This window comes from Sorangium sp. So ce394 (assembly GCF_051474665.1).
Lineage (GTDB): Bacteria > Myxococcota_A > Polyangia > Polyangiales > Polyangiaceae > Sorangium > Sorangium cellulosum_D.
Window position 1 is genome coordinate 4,214,277 of sequence record NZ_CP150339.1, and the last position, 19,692, is coordinate 4,233,968.

Genomic DNA, 19,692 nt, shown 5'->3' on the forward strand with positions numbered 1-19,692 from the left:
AGCCCTGGCGCAGGGCACGACGCTTGCTCTCGCCTCGATCCGTGGACGGAACCATCGCGCCCCTCGGCCAGGAACCTGTCGAGCCACATCCGGGTAGGATCGCGGTCGACATGCACCCCGGCGAATCGCTGACGTTGCTCGCACCGCTCTCCGGTCCCATCGTGCCGATCGAGTCGGTCCCCGACGCGGTCTTCGCCGACAAGATCGTCGGCGACGGCATCTCGATCGACCCGATCTCCCAGACGTTGCTCGCCCCGTGCGACGCGACGGTGACCCAGCTCCACGCGGCGCGGCACGCCATCACCCTGAGCGCCGCGGGCGGGGTGGAGATCATGATCCACGTCGGCATCGACACGGTCGGCCTGAAGGGCGAGGGCTTCACGGCGCGCGTGAGCCAGGGAGACCGGGTCTCGGCGGGCCAGGCGCTCCTCGAGTTCGACGCGGATCTCCTCCTCCGCAAGGCGCCCAGCCTGCTCACGCAGATCGTGGTCCTGAGCGGCGAGACGAGCGCCATCGTCGAGCGCGCGAGCGGCGTGGCCAGGGCCGGCGCGAGCCGCCTCATGACCGTGAGCCCCCGGCGGCGGGCCGGCGGAGGAGCGCCGCGGGCTTCGAGCGCGGGGGAGGCGGGCGCGTCCAGGCCGCCGCCGCGGGCCACGGTCGGGGTCACGTCGGCCCTCGTCGTGGTGCCCAACCCGCACGGGCTGCACGCGCGGCCGGCCGCGGTGCTCGCCAGCGAGGCGAAGTCGTTCGCCGCCGACATCAGCGTCGAGCTCGCCGGCCGCAACGCCAACGCGAAGAGCGTCGTCGCGCTGATGAACCTCGGCGCCGGCCCGGGCGCGGAGCTGCGCATCGTCGGGAGCGGCAGCGAGGCGGCGCGGGCGGTGGCCCGCCTGGTCGAGCTCGTCCGGAGCGGGCTGGGCGAGGACCTCTCCGCCGCGAACGCCGCGCGCATGGCCGAGCCCGAGCGCGCCGCCGCCCCCGCTTCTTCCACGCCGCGCGCGGCCGACGACGCGCGGCACGTGCACGGCGTGAGCGCCTCGCCCGGCCTCGCCATCGGCCCGATCTGCAAGATCGACCCGCTCGCCGCCGACGTGGACGAGCACGCGAGCGACACGGAGGCGGAGCTCGCGCGGCTGCAGAAGGCGCTGCGCCACACCCGGCTCGAGCTGAAGCAGCTCGTCGCCGCGTCGGGCAAGCGCGTCGAGCAGGCCCAGATCTTCAGCGCGCACCTCACGATGCTCGACGACCCGGAGATGATCACCCGCACCGAGGTCGCCATCGTGGAGGGCAAGTCGGCCGCGTTCGCGTGGCGCGAGGCGGTGATGGCGTCGTGCCGCGAGCTCGCGCGCCTCTCGAACCCGCTGCTCGCCGCGCGCGCCAACGATCTCCGGGACGTGGGCGGCCGCGCGCTGCGGCACCTCGTCGGCGGCGGCGAGGCGCAGGCCGCGCCCGCGGGCAGCATCGTCGTCGCCGAGAGCCTGACGCCCTCCGAGGTCGTGCGGCTCGCCGATCAGCCGGTCGCCGGCCTCGTCAGCGTGCTCGGCGGCACCACCTCGCACGCGGCGATCCTGGCGCGCTCGCTCGGCCTGCCGTACCTCGTCGGCGCCTCGGCGTCGCTGCTCGCCGTCGAGGCGGGCGCGACGGCCGTGCTCGACGCCGAGGGGGCGGTGGTGCTGCTCCGCCCGACCGAGGCCGAGCTCGACGCCTACCGCGGTCGGCTCGGGGCGCGCAAGGCGCTGCGCGAGCGGCAGGAGGCGGCCGCGGGGGAGCGCGCGGTGACCCGGGACGGGGTCCGCGTCGCGGTGCTGGCCAACATCGCGAGCGCCGACGACGCGCGCAAGGCCGTCCGGCTCGGGGCCGAGGGCGTGGGCCTCCTGCGCACCGAGCTGATGTTCTTCGATCGCGACGCCGCGCCGACCGAGGCCGAGCAGACCGCCGCGTACCAGGAGATCGCCGACGCGCTGGGCGAGCGCCCCCTCGTCGTCCGCACGCTCGACGTCGGCGGCGACAAGCCGCTCTCGTACATGCCGCTCCCCGCGGAGGACAACCCGCTCCTCGGCATCCGCGGCCTGCGCATCGGCGCGCTCCACCCGGCGCTCCTGCGCAGCCAGCTCCGCGCCATCCTGGCGGCGCGCGCCCCGGCCGGGCACCGGATCCTCCTGCCCATGGTCGCGAGCCTCGAGGAGCTCCGCGAGGCGAAGCAGGTGCTCGAGGAGGAGCGCCGGCGCGCCGGCTCGCCCCCGGTGGCGCTCGGCGTGATGGTCGAGGTGCCGTCGGTCGCGGTCCAGGCCGACAGGTTCGCGGCGGAGGTCGATTTCTTCTCGATCGGCACGAACGATCTCACCCAGTACACGCTGGCCATGGACCGCACGCACCCGCGGCTCGCCGGCCGGCAGGACGCGCTGCACCCGGCGGTGCTCCGGCTCATCGACACGGCCGTGCAGGCGGCGAAGAAGCGCGAGCGCCACGTGGGGATCTGCGGCGCGGTGGCGAGCGACCCCGAGGCCGTGGCCGTGCTGGTCGGCCTCGGCGTGACCGAGCTCAGCGTCAGCGTCCAGGCGATCCCCGAGGTGAAGGCGAGGATCCGCGAGCTCGACGCCGCGCGGTGCCGCGAGATCGCGCGGGCCGCGCTCGATCTGGGGACCGCGGCCGAGGTGCGGGCGCTGCTCGCGCCGGGCGCGCGGCCCGGCTGATCCCGAGAGCCCAGCAAGCAGACCGGGGGCGGCGCGGCGCGGAGGCCGCCCCGCCCAACGGAGGAGGAGCGTCGTATGAGAGGATTCAACGAGCTGCAGCGCGTCGGCAAGGCGCTGATGTTGCCCATCGCGGTGCTGCCGGTCGCGGGCCTCCTGCTCCGGCTGGGGCAGCCCGACGTGCTGGACATCGCGTTCGTCGCCCAGGCGGGCGGCGCCATCTTCGACAACCTGGCGCTGATCTTCGCGGTCGGCATCGCGGTCGGCCTCGCGCGCGAGACGAACGGCGTGGCCGGGCTCTCCGGGATGATCGCCTACCTCGTGATCACGAACGGGGTGAAGAGCATCGACGATAAGATCAAGATGGGCGTCCTCGCCGGCATCCTCGCCGGCGTCCTCGCGGGGGCGATGTACAACCGCTTCCGCGACACGAAGCTGCCCTCCTTCCTGGGCTTCTTCGGCGGCAGCCGCTTCGTGCCCATCGTCACCGGCGGCGCGAGCCTCGCCCTCGCGCTCGTCCTCGGCGTCGTCTGGCCGACGATCCAGGGCGCCATCGACGCGGTGGGCGGCTGGATCGTGGCCTCGGGGCCGGTCGGCGCCTTCTTCTTCGGCGTCCTCAACCGCCTGCTCATCCCGACCGGGCTGCACCACATCCTCAACAACCTCGCCTGGTTCGTGGTCGGCTCGTTCCAGGGCGCGAAGGGGGCGGTGACCGGCGATCTGAACCGCTACTTCGCCGGCGATCCCTCGGCGGGGGTGTTCATGGCCGGCTTCTACCCGGTGATGATGTTCGGCCTGCCGGCCGCGTGCCTCGCGATTTACCGCACCGCGCGCCCGGAGAACCGCAAGGCCACCTTCGGCGTGATGTTCTCGGCCGCGCTGACCGCCTTCCTGACCGGCATCACCGAGCCGATCGAGTTCGCGTTCATGTTCCTCGCGCCGGCCCTCTACGCGGTCCACGCCGTGCTGACCGGCCTCTCGCTGGCGCTGCTCGACGTGCTCGGCGTGAAGCACGGCTTCAGCTTCTCCGCCGGGTTCATCGATTATGCGCTGAACTACGGCCTCTCGACGAAGGGCTGGATGATCGTGCCGATCGGCCTCGCCTACGCGGTCGTCTATTACGGCCTCTTCGTCGTCTGCATCGAGCGGTTCAACCTGGCCACGCCGGGGCGCGAGGCCGCGGCGGCGCCCTCCGCGGTCGCGTCCGAGGGCGGCGGGGCCGAGGCGGGCGGCGGGGCCGAGGCGGGCGCCGGCGGGCTCGCGGGGCAGTTCCTGCGGGCGCTGGGCGGCCACGGCAACATCCGCGAGATCGACGCGTGCATCACCCGTCTACGCCTGGTCATGGTCGACCGCGATCGCGTGAAGGACGCGGACCTCAGGGCGCTCGGCGCCAAGGGCGTGGTGCGCCCGGGGACCGATAGCCTGCAGGTGATCCTCGGCCCCATGGCCGAGTCGATCGCCAAGGAGATGCGGGAGCTCGCGGGCCGCGCGCCGGCGGCGGGCGAGCCGAAGGTGGCGGGCGCCGCGCGGGGGGGCGCGGCCGCGGCGGCCGCGGCGCGGCAAGATGCGTGGATCGACCGCTGGCTCGCGGCGCTCGGCGGCGCGGCCAACATCCGGTCCGTGGAGGGGTTCTCGAGCGGGCGCGTGCGCGTCGAGCTCGCCGACGCGGATCCGATCGACGAGGCGGCGCTGGAGGCCGCCGACGTGAAGGGCGTGATGCGCCTGCCCGACCAGGTGGTCCACCTCCTGGTCGGCCCGGAGGCGCCGCGGTACGCCGCCGCGCTCGCGCAGAAGCTCAAGGGGTGATGGGCGTGGAGCTCGTGGGCAACATCCTCACGCCGGACGGCTGGCTCCGCGGGCGCCTGTACTTCGGCGCGCGGGTCCAGGAGATCGCGGGCGCGCCGGCCGAAGGGCCCGGCCAGGGGCCGCGGATCGTGCCCGGCTTCATCGATCTGCACGTGCACGGCGGCGGCGGCCGGGACGTCATGGAGGGCGGCGACGCGCCCCGCGCGATGGCCCGCGCGCACGCCGCGACCGGGACCACCAGCCTGCTCGCCACCACGATGACGGCGCCCCTCCCGGAGATCGCCTCCGCGCTGCGCGCGATCCGGGCCGCCATGGACGCGCGCCGCCGCGGCGAGGCGCGCGTCCTCGGCGTCCACCTCGAGGGCCCGTTCCTCAACCCGGGTCGGCTGGGCGCGCAGCCGCCGTGCGTGGTGGGCGGGGATCTCGACACCGCGCTCGCGCTGAGCGCCATCGCGCCGATCCGCGTGCTCACGCTGGCGCCGGAGCTCGCCGGCCACCTGGAGCTCGTCCGCCGCCTGTCCGGCCTCGGGGTGCGGGTCCAGATCGGGCACACGCTGTCGAGCTACGAGGAGGTCGTGGCGGCGCTCGCCGCCGGGGCGAGCGGCTTCACGCACCTCTTCAACGCGATGAACGGGCTGCATCACCGCGAGCCCGGCGCGGTGGGCGCGGCCCTGGCCCACGGCGACTTCGCCGAGCTGATCCCGGATCTCGTCCACGTGCACCCGGGCGCCATCCGCGCCGCCCTGCGCTGCATCCCCCGGCTCTACGCCGTGACCGACGGCACCGCGGCCTCGGGGATGCCGGACGGGCCGTACCAGCTCGGCGCGCACGCCGTCGCGAAGTGCCAGAACAGCGTGCGGCTCCCCGACGGGACGCTCGCGGGGAGCTGCCTGACGATGCACCAGGCCTTCAAGAACCTCGTCGACCTCGGGCTCTCGCTGGCCGAGGCGTCGCGCCGGTGCAGCCAGTTCCCGGCCGAGCACCTCGGCCTCGAGGATCGAGGGCGCATCGCGCCGGGTTGCTTCGCGGATCTCTTGGTCCTGGAGGAGGATCTCGCCCTGCGGCAGGTCCTCGTGGAGGGGGAGCCCCTTGAGTGACCGAACGACCTCGATGATGGCCGAGGAGGCCCGCTCCGCGCCGGAGATCGTCGCGCAGCAGCTCGCGCAGGACGAGGACGCCTACCGCGAGCTGGGCGCCCGCCTGCGGGCGGCGCCGCCGCCGTCGGTGGTCACGATCGCCCGCGGCAGCTCGGATCACGCCGCGAGCTACCTCGCGTACCTCGTGACGACGCAGCTCGGCTGTCCGGTCGCGAGCCTGCCGCCGTCGGTGGTGACCCTCTACCGCGCGCCGCTGCGGCTCCCGGGCGGCCTGGCGGTCGCGGTGTCTCAGTCGGGGCAGAGCCCGGACGTGGTGAGCGCGCTGTCGGCGTGCGGCGCCGCGGGCGCGATGACGGCGGCGCTGGTGAACCAGCTCGGCTCGCCCCTCGACCAGGCCGCCGCGACGACGATCCCCCTGCGCGCCGGCCCCGAGCGCAGCGTCGCCGCCACGAAGAGCTTCATCGCCAGCCTGAGCGCCATGGCGAGGGTGGTGGGGATGTGGGGCGAGGACGCCGCCCTGCTCGACGCGCTGGAGGCGCTGCCGGAGACGATGGCCGCCGCGAGCGAGAGCGACGTGGGCCCGCTCGTGGACGCGCTCTCGGGCGAGGAGCGCCTGCTCGTGCTCGGGCGGGGCCCTGGCTTCTCCATCGCGCTGGAGGCGGCCCTCAAGTTCAAGGAGACGTGCGGCGTCCACGCCGAGGCGTTCACGGTCGCCGAGGTGCAGCACGGGCCGATGGCCCTCATCGACGAGCGGTTCCCGCTGCTCGTCTTCGCCCCGCGGGGCCCGGCGCAGGCCGGCCTCGCCCGCGTGGCGGAGGAGTTCCGGGGGCAGGGCGCGAAGGTGATCCTCGTGGGCCCGGCCGGGCTGCCGGGGGTCGATCTCGCGGTGCCCGCGTCTGCTCACGAGCTGCTCGACCCGCTCTGTCAGATCCTGGCGTTTTACCTGGCGGCCGCTGCCCTGGCCGAGGCCCGAGGGCTCGATCCCGACGCGCCGAGGCGGCTCAAGAAGGTCACCAAAACACTGTAGGAGTGCGTCATGAGAAGGCCTGTTTACCGATTTGGGCTGCTCGCCGGCGCCCTGTTTGTGGCAGGGTGCGGCGACGACGGGACGTCCTCGTCCACGGCGAGCACCACGATGAGCACCAGCACGGGCAACGACGGCGGCGGAGGTGGCGGCGGCGGCGGCACCGGAGGTGGCGGCGGCTCGGCGCAGGAGCGCCCGTCGGGCGCGGACTTCGCCGTCACCTGGGGCGTGCTGGACAACCACAAGAACCCCGCGGTGAGCTTCGGCTCGGAGCTGACCATCGAAAACCGCGGGAAGGTCGCGCTCGGGAACAGCGGCTGGACGCTCTATTTCAACTTCGTGCGTTTGATCGTGCCCGAGAGCCTGCCGGCGGGGGTGAAGGTCACCCACATCAACGGCGACTTCTTCAAGCTGGAGCCGACCGAGGCGTTCCAGCCGCTGGAACCCGGGCAGAGCGCGGTGATCCCCTTCGACGGATCGTACTGGGCCATCAAGGAGACGGACGCGCCCGCGGGCTATTACTTCGTGTTCACGGACGGCGAGGGCGTCGCCTCGGCGCCGGAGGCGGTGGGCTCCGAGGCCGTCGCGCCGTTCGTGGAGAAGAAGCAGACAGACCGTTTCCCCGACGACATGACGCCCGTGCCGACGGCGACGTCTCGTTACGACGAGAACCTCGCTGTCCGCCTGCTCCCGGCGGGCGACGTGGCCAGGGTCGTGCCCACGCCGGTGCTCCTCGAGGCGGGCGCCGGAGAGCTCTCGCTCTCGTCGGCCGTGCCCATCTACCACGCTGCCGGGCTCGAGGGCGAAGCGGCCTTTCTGGCGGAGGCGCTGGGGGCGCTCCTCGGCGCCGCGCCGGAGGTCCGCGAGGGCGCGCCGCCCGCGGGGACGGCGGCGATCGCGCTGGCGACGGGCGCGATCGACGTCGGCGGCCAGCCGAAGCAGGCGGGCGACGAGGCCTATCGCCTCACGGTCACCGCCGAGGGGGTCGAGATCGTGGGCAGCGACGCGGCCGGCGTCTTCTATGGCATCCAGAGCCTGCGCGCCCTCGCGCCGGTCGAGGCGTACCGGACCGCGAAGCCCGAGATCGCGATCGGCGCCGTGACGGTGGAGGACGCCCCGCGCTTCGGGTACCGCGGCATGCACCTCGACGTCGCGCGCAACTTCCAGCGCAAGGAGGCCGTGCTGAAGCTGCTCGACGTGATGGCCTTCTACAAGCTCAACAAGTTCCATTTCCACCTGACCGACGACGAGGGGTTCCGCTTCGAGGTGAGCGGCCTGCCGGAGCTCACCGAGGTCGGCGCCCGGCGCGGCCATACGGTCGACGACCGCGACCAGATCGTCCCCTCGTTCGGCTCCGGGCCGGATCCGGCGTCGCCGTCGTCGAGCGGCAGCGGCCACTACACGCGCGCCGAGCTCGTGGAGATCCTGCGCCATGCCAAGGCGCGCCACATCGAGGTGATCCCCGAGATCGATATGCCGGGCCACGCCCGCGCGGCGGTCAAGGCCATGGAGGCGCGTTACGCGAGGCTCGCGGCCGAGGGCGATGTAGAGAAGGCCGAGGAGTTCCTGCTGAGCGATCTGGAGGACCCGTCCCAGTACATGTCCGTGCAGATGTGGACCGACAACGTGGTGAACCCCTGCCGCGAGTCCACCTACAGGTTCCTGCGGAAGGTCGTGGACGACGTCGTCGCGATCTACGCCGAGGCCGGCGCGACGCTCACGACCATCCATACGGGCGGCGACGAGGTGCCGGACGGCGTCTGGGAGCAATCCCCGTCGTGCGAGGCCCTCCTCGGCCAGGCGCCGGGCGGCGTCGAGTCCGTGGAGGACCTGGCGAGCCATTTCCTCCGCGAGCTCAACGCGATCGTCGCGTCCCACGGCCTGGTGACCGGAGGCTGGGAGGAGATCGCCTTGAAAAAGGTGCAGGCGGAGGGCGGCGTCGACAAGGTAGCGAACCCCGAGTTCCTGGGCAGCAATTTCAGGGCGTATGTCTGGAACAATGTCTGGGGGTGGGGGGACGAGGACAACGGGTACAAGCTCGCCAACGCGGGGTATCCGGTGGTCCTCTCCAACGCCACCAACCTGTATTTCGACCTCGCCTACGACAAGGATCCTGTCGAGCCTGGGTATTACTGGGCGGGGTTCGTGGACACGCGCAAGCCGTACGAGTTCGTGCCGTTCGACGTCTACAAGAGCGCCCACGCCGACCGCATGGGCAATCCGATCGATCCGGCCGAGATGTTCCGGGACCACGTCAAGCTGACCGACGCCGGCCGGGCCAATATCCTCGGCATCCAGGGGCAGCTCTGGGCCGAGAACGCGAAGGGGCAGGGGGCGATGGAGTACCTGATCTTCCCGAAGCTGATCGGCCTCGCGGAGCGGGCCTGGGCGCCGGACCCGGCGTGGGCGGCGGAGGAGGACGGGGCGGCGCGCGCGGGCCTGCTCGCCGAGGCGTGGAGTCGCTTCGCCAACAGCCTCGGGCAGCGCGAGCTGCCGCGGCTCGACCACCTGAGCGGCGGCGTGGACTACCGGCTTCCGCTGCCGGGCGCGCGCATCGAGGACGGCAAGCTCGTGGCGAACGTGGCGTTCCCGGGGCTGCAGATCCGCTATACGACCGATGGCGCCGAGCCTGGCGCCGACTCGGCGGTCTATGAAGGGCCGGTGGCGGTGAGCGGCGTCGTGAAGCTGAGGACGTTCGACACGCGCGGGCGTGGCAGCCGCACGTCGGTCATCGGAGCGGGGGCGTCGCCGTAGGATCGCCGCGCTCGGCGGTCAGGCCTCGCCCAGCCACGAGCGCGCGAGCTCGAGGGTGCGCGCGTGCTCGCGGACGTCTTCGAGGAAGCTCCGGCGGAGCTCCGGATCGCCGATCTTGGCCGCAGTGGCGAGCAGACGCGCGCGGGCTTCGGCGATCGCCGCGAGAGCCCTCGGCTGGTCTCCCGCCGCCATCAACGCCTCGGCGTAGATGAGCCGAGCGGGGGAGCCCTTGATGGAGAACATCCGGATCGCCTCATACCGAGCCATTCCCTCCTCCGCTGCGGCGAGCGCCTCGGCGACGCGGCCCTGCGCGAGCCGGATGCACGCGAGCGACCTGATGACCGGCGCTAACATGCTGGGAGTGCTAGCGAGGAGCTCGCGTGCGGTGAGGGCCTCGCGCTCGGCAGCCTCCAGATCCCCGTGGCGGAGGGAGATCTCGATGAGCAGGCTGTACCCCATCCCCTCGGCGAAGCTGCTCCGGGCACGCCCCACCTCGACCATCCCCTCGGCGACGACTCGTGCCTCGGCGAGCTTGCCTTGCTCGATCAGGATTGCCCCGAGGAAGAGTGACCGGTGCACCGCCGCGTGCCACAGGTCCTCGTCTGTGCAAGAGGGCGCCTCTCGCAGCGTCTTCTCCGCACGCGCGAACGCGCCGAGCAACCATAAGCCCATGGCGACGTGCGTGCGCGCGTGCGTGATCTCCGCTGGGGAGCCCGCTTGTTCAAGGCTCTCGAGGGCTATCTCGGCCCACCTCAAGCCTGACCACAGATCCTCGTCCGCGTACATCACGTAGAACGAGCGCGCCATGTCGCGCATCCCCCGTGCCCTCGGGTCGCGCTCTGCGACGGGCTCCACGATGGCCTCCAGCCACCTCAGAAAAGGCTCCGCTACCTCGGGCTGACCGCCTGTCAGGAGGTTCGTCACGCCCGTGCGGAGGGCGTCGGCGACGGCGACGGCGGCATCGGGGAGCGGCCCGACGGCGCGCACGGCGCGCAGCGTGGCCGTGAACGCCTCGGACTGCCCCGTGGCCATGAGCCCGAAGAGCTTCAGGAGCGCGCCCTTCGCCCAGGGCCCGCTGCCCGGCGTGGCCAGGGTCATCAGCTGCTCCGCGACGCGCGCGGCAGCGGGGTTCGTGAGATCCCTGGCCCACAGGTGGGCCTCCCAGAGCACGCTCAGGAAGGCGATCCGGAGCTCGTCCGAGGGAGCGTACACGAGGCCCCGGTGGGCATACGCGATCGCCGTCTCCGTGTCGCCGAGCCGCGCGGCCTGCTCCGCGGCGCGGCGGTAGAGGCCCGCGGCGCGCGCCGGCTCCCCGCCCCGCACGAAATGCTCGGCAGGCACGACGGAGGCGCTCTCGCCGTGCTCTTCCAGCCACGCCCCGGCGAGCCGGTGGCCGCGGACGCGCTCGTCTCCCGTCAGCATCTCGTACGCGCCCTCCGCGAGGAGGGCGTGCCGGAACGCGAGCTCCGGCTCTCCCGCGAACCGGCTCTCCGGCCGGCGCACGAGCGCCTCCTGCTGGACGAGCCGGTCGATGAGCCAGCTGAGCTCGACGCCGGCGTCGCCGGCTTCCTGCCCGTCGCCGAGCAGCGATGCGACGGCGCCCGGCCAGAAGACCTCGCCGAAGATGCTGGCCGTGCGGAGAAGCCGCCGGGCCTCGGGCTCGAACCGCTCGATCCAGGCCTGCACCATCGCCGCGACCGTCTCGGGGAGCGTCTCGCGGCCCTCGGCGACGGCGCGGATCAGCTCCTCCAGGTAGAACGCGTGCCCTCGCGACCGGGAGACCAGGCGCTTCACCGTCTCGGCGGGCACCGCGTCGCCGAGCACCTGCCGGACGAGCTGTTCGCTCGCCTTGGGCGTCAGCGCCCCGAGCCGGATCTCCTGGAGCTCGCGCTCGGCCCAGAGGCGCGGAAACCGCTCGTGGACCTCCGGCCGCGCCGACGCGAGCACCAGGAGCGGCAGGTCCTTCGCGACCCGAAGCGCGGCGTCGACCAGGCGCACCGTGGCGTGGTCGGCCCAGTGCAGATCGTCGAGCGCGAGCAGGACCGGGCCCGCTGCGCACTCGGCGAGGAGGAAGTCCTCCCAGGCCCGGCGGACCTGCTCGCTCATGAGCTCGGCCTTGGCGCGCGCGGCCCGCAGCGGCGCGCTCTCGTCGTCGGGGAAGGGAGCGCCGGCGAGCTCGCCGAGAAACGCCGTCACCCGGGCGCGGTCGGCCTGGACCACGCGCCGGGCGACGCGGGCGCGGAGCTTGTCCCGGCGCGCCTCGAGCGGGTCGTCCTCGCGGATCTCGCACGCGCCGCGGAGCGCCTGTCCGAGCGCGCCGAACGCCTGTCCGCCTCGGAGCGCGTCGCCGCGCCCGATCCAGATCTCGATCGGCGCGCCGCGCGTGCGGGCGGCGCGCAGGAACTCGTGGCAGAGGCGCGACTTGCCGACGCCGGCGGGCGCCGTCACCAGCACTGCGCGCGCGACCGGCTCGTCCACGCATTCCGACAGCAGCCCGGCCATGACCGCGAGCTCGCGCGCGCGGCCGACGCACGCGGTCCGCTTCCCGAGCAGCGTCCGTGATCCCGTGACGCCGTCGTGCTCGCGGAGCAGCTCGTACCCGGCCTCGCCCGCGGCCACCTCGAACCGCGCGTCGAGGAGGCCGGCCGTCAGGTCGTCGAGGACGACGGGCTGCGCGCCGGGGCCGCGCCGCGCGACGAGCCTCGCGGCGCGATCGATGACGTCGCCGAGCGGCCGCATCCCGGCGCCCTCGCTCCGGCCCGTCGCGACCGCCATCGGCCGGCTCGGGTGGATGCCGTGCAGGGTGAGCGCGCAGCGCGCGGCGCGCGCCGCCAGATCGGTGGCGACGAAGACGCCGGAGAGGGTGACCGCCGCCGAGCCGTCGGCGAGGACGTCGAGGCGGCCGCCGAACGACGCGGCTGTGTCGCGCAGCTCGTCCTCTTCCGGCTCTAGCGTGCTGTGGGGCCCCAGGGGCTCGGTGGCATCGAGCCAGAGCGGGCTCTCCCTTCCGAGCATGACGACCGAGACCACCCGCCGCTCGCCCGCCGCCAGCGTGGGGGCGGGGGGGCCCGCCGGGATCGGGTCCGGGGGCGCGCCAGATGGATCGTCATCGAGCGCCGACAGCGCCGAGAGCTCGGCCGCCACGCTGTCGCCGTCGCGAGGGCGCCTGTCGGGCTGCTTGGCGAGCATGCGCGCGACGAGCGCGTCGAGCGCGGGCGGCACGCCGGGCCGGAGCGCGGCGAGGCGCGGCGGCTCTTCGCAGCAGATCTTGGCGAGGACCGCCATCAGGCGCTCGCCGGCGAAGGCGGGCGTGCCGGTCAGGCACTCGTAGAGCACGCAGCCGAGCGCGAAGACGTCGGCGCGCGCGTCGAGCGCGCCGGCGCCGCCGGCCTGCTCGGGCGCCATGTAGCCCGGCGTTCCGAGGATGGCGCCGGTGCGCGTCAGGCGCGTGACGTCGCCGAGGTGGGCGATGCCGAAGTCGAGCACCTTCACGAGCGTGACGTCGCCGGCCGGCAGAAAGAGGTTGCTCGGCTTGAGGTCGCGGTGGACGACGCCGCGCGCGTGCGCGGTGCCGAGCGCCGCCGCGACGCGCGCGGCGAGCGCGACGCTCTCGTCGACGCCGAGCATGCCGCGGGCGAGCCGCGCTCGCAGGTCCTCGCCCTCGAGCCACTCCATCGCGAGGTAGGGCTCGCCGTCGGGCGTCTCGCCGTGGGCGACGAACTGGACGATGGCGGGGTGGCTGAGCTCGGACAGGACCCGCGCCTCGCGCTCGAAGCGCGCGCGCTCGCCCGCGTGCCTGGCGAGCATGACCTTGACGGCGACGGCCTGACCCGTGGCGTTGTCGCGCGCGCGGAAGACCTCGCCCATGCCGCCCGACCCGGCGCGCGCGTCCAGCGTGAAGCGGCCCTCCAGCACGTCCCCCACCCGCATCTTCGCGCGCGCATTGTCGGCTCCTGGATTCGACGCGTCCAGACCATTGTCGATCGACGCCGAGCGGCGGGCCGGATCGATTGGCAGCGCAAGCGAGGTATGCAGAGCCGACTGCATCTCAGGCAAGTGCCGGACCAGGCGGCGTTCGCGGCGGTTGCGGCGTGGCGATCCCGCAGCTCGGTGCCTCGCCGGCCACCTGACACGCTGGCGTGCCGTCGCCGCCACCCGGCTCGCGCAGAGGCGTTTGTTGCGCCCCCGCAACACCGTGTCAACCGCGGGTTCACAGGCTGTCCCGCGCCGGGAACACCCCGCCGGAGCCGCCTCATGCAGACATGCGCGCCTCGTGGTGGAGCCCGCCGCGCGCGCTCGCTCTGGCACGTGAGTTGTAATGACGCAAGGCAGACAGGAGAGGCAGACCGCGTCCCGCGGCGCCTTGCTGGAGACCGGACGGAAGCAGGTCGGCGCCGGGGGCCGCATTGTGGCTCGTCGAGCCTGCGGCCTGGAGCTCCACCACGACAGTGGGCATGTCTCGCCTTGCACACAGGAGAAGCCGCATGAGACACGAAGATGTCGCGATCCAGTTTCGGACGCTCCTCGAGCGGTACGTCGCCGCCTTTGTCGCGGGAAACATGAAGCAGGTCAAAGCCCTCTGGGACCCGGATGCCATCGACCGCACGTACATAGGCGCCGAGATCGAGCGGCCCATCTTCGGAGCTCCGGCGCTCGAGGCCTATTACGACGAGCTGGCGGGCACGTTCGTCGTCACCGAGGGCAAGGTCGGCGATGTGGTCGTCCGCGAGATGGGCGGCCTGACCTACGTGGTCGCTCACATCGACTGGGGCTTCAGAATGGGCGCCGAAAAATTCGCCGTGCGGATCAGGGCGAGCATTCTGTCGCGCAAGCGCGACGGCGAGTGGCGTTTCCTCCACGCCCATGAATCCATCCAGTGGAAGATCCCGAGCTGAAGGGAAGCGCCCATGAAAGGACCAGCGATCATGACCCGAGGTGCAGAGATGATCCACGACGATCTGGTGGCCCGCGCAGCGAGGCTCGTGCCGCGCCTGCGCGAGCGCGCGCGAGAGACGGAGACGCTGCGCCGCCTGCCGGACGAGACGATCGGCGAGCTCAGAGCCTCCGGCTTGCTCGACCTCTTCAAGCCGAGGAGCCACGGCGGGCTCCAGGCGAGCCTGCGCACGGCGTTCGAGGTCGGGACGCAGCTGGCGCGGGGCTGCGGGTCGACGTCGTGGATCGTGAGCCAGTTGAACCTCGCCATGTGGATGGCCTGCGCCCTGCCGGAGGGCGTCCGGGAGGAGATCCTCCGGCAGCCCGACAGCTCCATCCTCTTCGCGCTGCTCGGGCGGGGCTCGGCGGAGCGGGTCGCGGGCGGCTACAAGGTCAACGGGGTCTGGCCGTTCTGCTCCGGCTCGCACCACATCACGTGGATCGGCCTCGGGCTCTCCGTGGAGGACGGCCGCTGGGGCGCCGCGCCGGCCTTCTTCATCGTCCCGGCGAGCGCGCTCGAGATCCTGGACGACTGGCACGTGAGCGGGTTCTGCGGGACGTGCAGCAACAGCACCGCCGCGCATGACCTGTTCGTGCCCGACCGGCGCGTCGCGCCGGTATCCACCGTCTTCTCCGGCGAGCTGCTCTCTCCCGATCTGACCGGCTCACCGTACCGTTGCCCCATCGTGCAGGGCATCGTGGTCACGGCGGCGAGCTGCGCGCTCGGGATGGCGCAGGCCGCCATCGAGGTGTTCAAGGCGCAGACGGAGGGGCGCGGGATCTCCTTCACCCTGTACGAGAAGAAGGTAGAGGCGCCCGTGACGCACCTGCTCCTCTCCGAGGCGGCCATGAAGGTCCGCGCGGCGGACCTCCTGCTCCACGCCGCGGTGGAGGATCTCGAGCGCCGCGCGGCGGGCGCCGGAGCGACGGACGTCGAGTTCCTGGTCAGGATCCGGACAGAGGTCGCCTTCGCGGTCCACCTGTGCCGAGAGGCGGTGGAGACGCTGTTCGGCGCGAGCGGGGGCAGCGCGCTGGCGCTGTCGAACCCGATCCAGCGCATCGCGCGCGACGCGCGCGCCATCTGCCAGCACGCGGCGTATTGCTTGCCGACCAACCTCGAGGCCCACGGCCGCGTGACGCTGGGGCTCTCGCCGAACCTGTCCTTCATTTGACGCCCGGATCGGTCGTAGAGCCCCGGCAGCTGTGCCACGCTCGGCGGTCAGGCCTCGCGGAGCCACGCGCGCGCGAGCTCGAGGGTGCGCGCGTTCTCGCGGATGTCTTCGAGGAAGCTCCGGCGGAGCTCCGGATCGCCGATCTTGGCGGCGTTCTCGAGCAGGCGCGCGCGGGCTACGGCGATCTCCACGTGCGCCTCCTCGCGGGCGCCCGCGGCCATGAGGACCTCGGCGTAGATGAGCCGCGCCCTCGAGCCCCTCGCGCTGAGCATCTGGAGCGCCTCGTACTGAGCCATTCCCTCCTTCGCGGCGGCGAGCGCCTCGGCGATCCGGCCCTGCGCGAGCCGGATGAGCGCGAGAGACATGATGACCGGCGTTTGCGTGTTCGGCATGCCGGCAAGCTGCTCGCGTGCGGTGAGGGCCTCGCGCTCGGCGGCCTCCAGCTCGCCGTGAAGAAGCGAGAGCTCGGCGAGCAGGCTGTGTCCCATCCCCTCGGCGATGGCGCTTCGGGCACGCCATGCCACGAGCATGCCCTCGGCGACGGCACGTGCCTCCTCGAGCTTTCCCTGCGCTATCATGATTCCCCCGAGCACGAGTGACCGGTTCACCGCAACGATCCACAGCTCCTCGTCCGTGCATTCCGGCGACTCGCACAGGGCGCGCTCGGCCCGCGCGAATGCGCCGAGAAACCAGAGGTTCAGGCTGATGTCGATCCGCGCCTGCAGGAGATCCGTGGACGAGCCGCCTTGCTCGAGGTGCTCGAGGGCCGATTCGGCCCATCGCAGACCGGACCATGGATCTTCGTCCGCCCACGCAGCGTAGAAGGAGCGGGACAGGTCGAGCAGCCCCCGCGCGCTGGGATCGTGCTCCTCGACCGGCCGCACGACGGCCTCCATCCAGCTCAGCAAGGACGCTGCAAGGGGGGCGTGACCCGTGACCACGAGGTGGCAGATACTTTTGTACAGCGTCACGGCCACGGCGGCAGCCGCATCGGGGAGGGGCTCGACGGATCGCACGAGGTCCAGCATCGCTGTGGGCTCCTCGAGCTCACCGCGCGCGAGCGCGGCGAAGAGCTTCAGGAGTGCGCCCCTCGCCCAGGGCCCGCTGCCCGGCGTGGCCAGGCTCATCATCACTCCCGCATCGTGCGCGGCGTCAGGGTTCGCGAGATCCCTGCCAAAGACATGGGCTTCCCAGAGGATGTTCAGGAGGGCGAGCCGGAGCTCGTCCGAAGGGGCGCACGCGAGGCCACGGCGGCCGTGCGCGATTGCCGCCTCCGTGTCGCCCATGCGCACTGCCTGGTCCGCGGCGCGGCGGTAGAGGCCCGCGGCGCGCGCCGGCTCCCCACCGCGCTCGAAATGCTCGGCGAGCACGACAGGGGCGCTCTCGCCGCGCTCGTCCAGCCACGCCCCGGCGAGCCGGTGGCCGCGGACCCGCTCGTCCTCGGTCAACATCGCGTACGCGCCCTCCGCGAGGAGGGCGTGCCGGAACGCGAGCTCCGGCTCTCCCGCGAACCGGCTCTCCGGGCGGCGCACGAGCGCCTCCTGCCGCAAGAGCTGGTCGATCAGCAGGGCGAGCTCGACGCCGGCGTCGCCGGCATCCTGCCCGCCGCCGAGCAGCGACGCGACGGCGCCCGGCCAGAAGACCTCGCCAAAGACGCTGGCCGTGCGCAAGAGCCGCCGGGCCTCGGGCTCGAACCGCTCGATCCAGGCCTGCACCATCGCCGCGACCGTCTCGGGGAGCGTCTCGCGGCCCTCCGCGACGGCCCGGATCAGCTCCTCCAGATAGAACGCGTGCCCTCGCGACCGGGAGACCAGGCGCTCCACGATGTCGGGGGATACACCGTCGCCGAGCACCTGCCGGACGAGCTGCGCGCTCGCCTTGGGCGTCAGCGCCCCGAGCCGGATCTCCTGGAGCTCGCGTTCGGCCCAGAGGCGCGGGAACCGCTCGTGGACCTCCGGCCGCGCCGACGCGAGCACCATGAAGGGCAAGTCGCGCGCGCTCCAGAGCGCCGCGTCGACCAGCCGCACCGTGGCGTGGTCGGCCCAGTGCAGATCGTCGAGGACCAGCAGGATCGGACCTGCCGCGCACTCGGCGAGGAGGAAGTCTTCCCAGGCCCGGCGGACCTGCTCGCTCATGAGCTCTGCCTTGGCGCGCGCGGCGCGGAGCGGCGCGCTCTCGTCGTCGGGGAAGGGGGCGCTGGCGAGCTCGCCGAGAAACGCCGTCACCCGGGCGCGGTCGGCCTGGGCCACGCGTCGGGCGACGCGGGCGCGGAGCTTGTCCCGGCGCGCCTCGGGCGGGTCGTCCTCGCGGATCTCGCACGCGCCGCGGAGCGCCTGTCCGAGCGCGCCGAACGCCTGTCCGCCTCGGAGCGCGTCGCCGCGCCCGATCCAGATCTCGATCGGCTCGCCGCGCGTGCGAGCAGCGCGCAGGAACTCGTGGCAGAGGCGCGACTTGCCGACGCCGGCGGGCGCCGTCACCAGCACCGCGCGCGCGACCGGCTCGTCCACGCATTCGGACAGGAGCCCTTCAAGCATCGAAAGCTCGCGCGCGCGGCCGACGCACGCGGTTCGCTTCCCGAGCAGCGCCCGCGCCTCGGCGATGACCTCGCGCTCGCCCAGCAGCTCGTACCCGGCCTCGCCCGCGGCCACCTCGAACCGCGCGTCGAGGAGACCCGCCGTCACATCGTCGAGGAGGATGCGTTGCGCGCCGGGGCCGCGCCGCGCGACGAGCCTCGCGGCGCGATCGATGGCGTCGCCCAAGAGCCCCGCGCCGGAGGCATCGCTCCGGCCCGTCGCGAGCGCCACGGGCCTGCTCGGGTGGATGGCGTGCAGGGCGAGCGCGCAGCGCGCGGCGCGCGCCGCCAGATCGGTGGCGATGAAGTCGCCGGAGATGGTGACCGCCGCCGAGCCGTCGGCGAGGACGTCGAGGCGGCCGCCGAACGACGCGGCCGTGTCGCGCAGCTCGTGCTCGGCCGGCGTGCTGGGCGGCGCTTCGACCTCCGTCGTGTCGAGCCAGAGCGGGACCTCTCTCCCGACCATCACCACCGAGACCACCCGCCGCTCGCCCGCCGTCAGCGTGGGGGCAAGGGGTCCCGCCGGGGCCGGGTCCGGGTGCGCGCCAGATGGATCGTCAGCGAGCGCCGAGAGCTCGGCCGCCACGCTGGCGCCGTCGCGAGGGCGCCTGTCGGGCTGCTTGGCCAGCATGCGCGCGACGAGCGCGTCGAGGGCGCGCGGCACGCCGGCCCGGAGCGCGGCGACGCGCGGCGGCTCTTCGCAGCAGATCTTGGCGAGGACCGCCATCAGGCGCTCGCCGGCGAAGGCGGGCGTGCCGGTCAGGCACTCGTAGAGCACGCAGCCCAGCGCGAAGACGTCGGCGCGCGCGTCGAGCGCGCCGGCGCCGCCGGCCTGCTCGGGCGCCATGTAGCCCGGCGTTCCGAGGATGGCGCCGGTGCGCGTCAGGCGCGTGACGTCGCCGAGGTGGGCGATGCCGAAGTCGAGCACCTTCACGAGCGCGACGTCGCCGGCCGGCAGAAAGAGGTTGCTGGGCTTGAGGTCGCGGTGGACGACGCCGCGCGCGTGCGCGGTCGCGAGCGCCGCGGCGACGCGCGCGGCGAGCGCGATGCTCTCGTCGACGCCGAGCATGCCGCGGGCGAGCCGCGCTCGCAGGTCCTCGCCCTCGAGCCACTCCATCGCGAGATAGGGCTCGCCGTCGGGCGTCTGGCCATGGGCGACGAACTGGACGATGGCGGGGTGGCTGAGCTCGGAGAGGAGCCGCACCTCGCGCTCGAAGCGCGCGCGCTCGCCCGCGTGCCTGGCGAGCATGACCTTGACGGCGACGGCCTGACCCGTGGCGTTGTCGCGCGCGCGGAAGACCTCGCCCATGCCGCCCGACCCGGCGCGCGCGTCCAGCGTGAAGCGGCCCTCCAGCACGTCCCCCACCCGCATCTTCGCGCGCGCATTGTCGGCTCCTCGATCCCGCGTGTCCAGGGGCATAACGCTCCGTGTTGCGCGCGGATCACACCCGATGTTGCGCGCGGATCACACCCGATGTTGCGCGCGGATGTCGTTCCCGCTCGGCGCACAAAGAACGCCCGGAGCTTCCCCTGGCCCGGCTTCTGCTCTGCGCGATGGCATGGCCCTCGACGGAGGGCTGGACGCCGGGCCCTCGCGGGCCCCGGCGTCGCTTCATCCCTGGGGCTCACCAGCCATCAACAAGGG

The 19,692-nt window shown here is 73.3% G+C and carries 9 protein-coding genes; 7 read left to right on the forward strand and 2 right to left on the reverse strand.

Annotated elements, in window-relative coordinates; genetic code table 11:
* Positions 1-110: 110 nt before the first annotated feature.
* From ptsP to WMF33_RS15675, 5 genes are all read left to right on the forward strand, one after another.
* Positions 111-2,693 (forward strand): phosphoenolpyruvate--protein phosphotransferase, encoded by a 2,583-nt coding sequence (gene ptsP, locus WMF33_RS15655; protein ID WP_437337880.1) that lies wholly within the window; start codon positions 111-113, stop codon positions 2,691-2,693.
* Between the two features lie 75 nt (positions 2,694-2,768).
* Positions 2,769-4,496: an N-acetylglucosamine-specific PTS transporter subunit IIBC gene (nagE, locus tag WMF33_RS15660; protein ID WP_437337881.1), complete on the forward strand. Its 1,728-nt coding sequence runs from the start codon at positions 2,769-2,771 to the stop codon at positions 4,494-4,496.
* Positions 4,496-5,593, forward strand: coding sequence for an N-acetylglucosamine-6-phosphate deacetylase (gene nagA / locus WMF33_RS15665; protein ID WP_437337882.1), 1,098 nt, complete (start codon positions 4,496-4,498; stop codon positions 5,591-5,593). Before nagE ends, nagA begins: the two co-directional genes overlap by 1 nt.
* A 16-nt stretch (positions 5,594-5,609) precedes the next feature.
* Positions 5,610-6,620, forward strand: coding sequence for an SIS domain-containing protein (locus WMF33_RS15670; RefSeq protein WP_437339487.1), 1,011 nt, complete (start codon positions 5,610-5,612; stop codon positions 6,618-6,620).
* Between the two features lie 9 nt (positions 6,621-6,629).
* Entirely contained in the window at positions 6,630-9,371 is a 2,742-nt protein-coding gene (locus WMF33_RS15675; RefSeq protein WP_437337883.1) for a family 20 glycosylhydrolase, read from the forward strand.
* Positions 9,372-9,389: 18 nt separating this feature from the next.
* On the opposite strand, the gene WMF33_RS15680 is transcribed toward WMF33_RS15675, so the two are convergent.
* Complete coding sequence (locus WMF33_RS15680) at positions 9,390-13,301, reverse strand: protein kinase domain-containing protein (RefSeq protein ID WP_437337884.1); 3,912 nt, start codon at positions 13,299-13,301, stop codon at positions 9,390-9,392.
* A gap of 554 nt (positions 13,302-13,855) precedes the next feature.
* On the opposite strand from WMF33_RS15680, the gene WMF33_RS15685 reads away from it, so the two are divergent.
* Together WMF33_RS15685 and WMF33_RS15690 are read left to right on the forward strand one after the other, a co-directional pair.
* Positions 13,856-14,266, forward strand: coding sequence for a YybH family protein (locus tag WMF33_RS15685; RefSeq protein WP_437337885.1), 411 nt, complete (start codon positions 13,856-13,858; stop codon positions 14,264-14,266).
* A 30-nt stretch (positions 14,267-14,296) separates the two neighbouring features.
* Positions 14,297-15,475: an acyl-CoA dehydrogenase family protein gene (locus tag WMF33_RS15690; RefSeq protein ID WP_437337886.1), complete on the forward strand. Its 1,179-nt coding sequence runs from the start codon at positions 14,297-14,299 to the stop codon at positions 15,473-15,475.
* 47 nt (positions 15,476-15,522) lie between these two features.
* On the opposite strand, the gene WMF33_RS15695 is transcribed toward WMF33_RS15690, so the two are convergent.
* Positions 15,523-19,419, reverse strand: coding sequence for a protein kinase domain-containing protein (locus WMF33_RS15695; RefSeq protein WP_437337887.1), 3,897 nt, complete (start codon positions 19,417-19,419; stop codon positions 15,523-15,525).
* Positions 19,420-19,692: the final 273 nt, after the last annotated feature.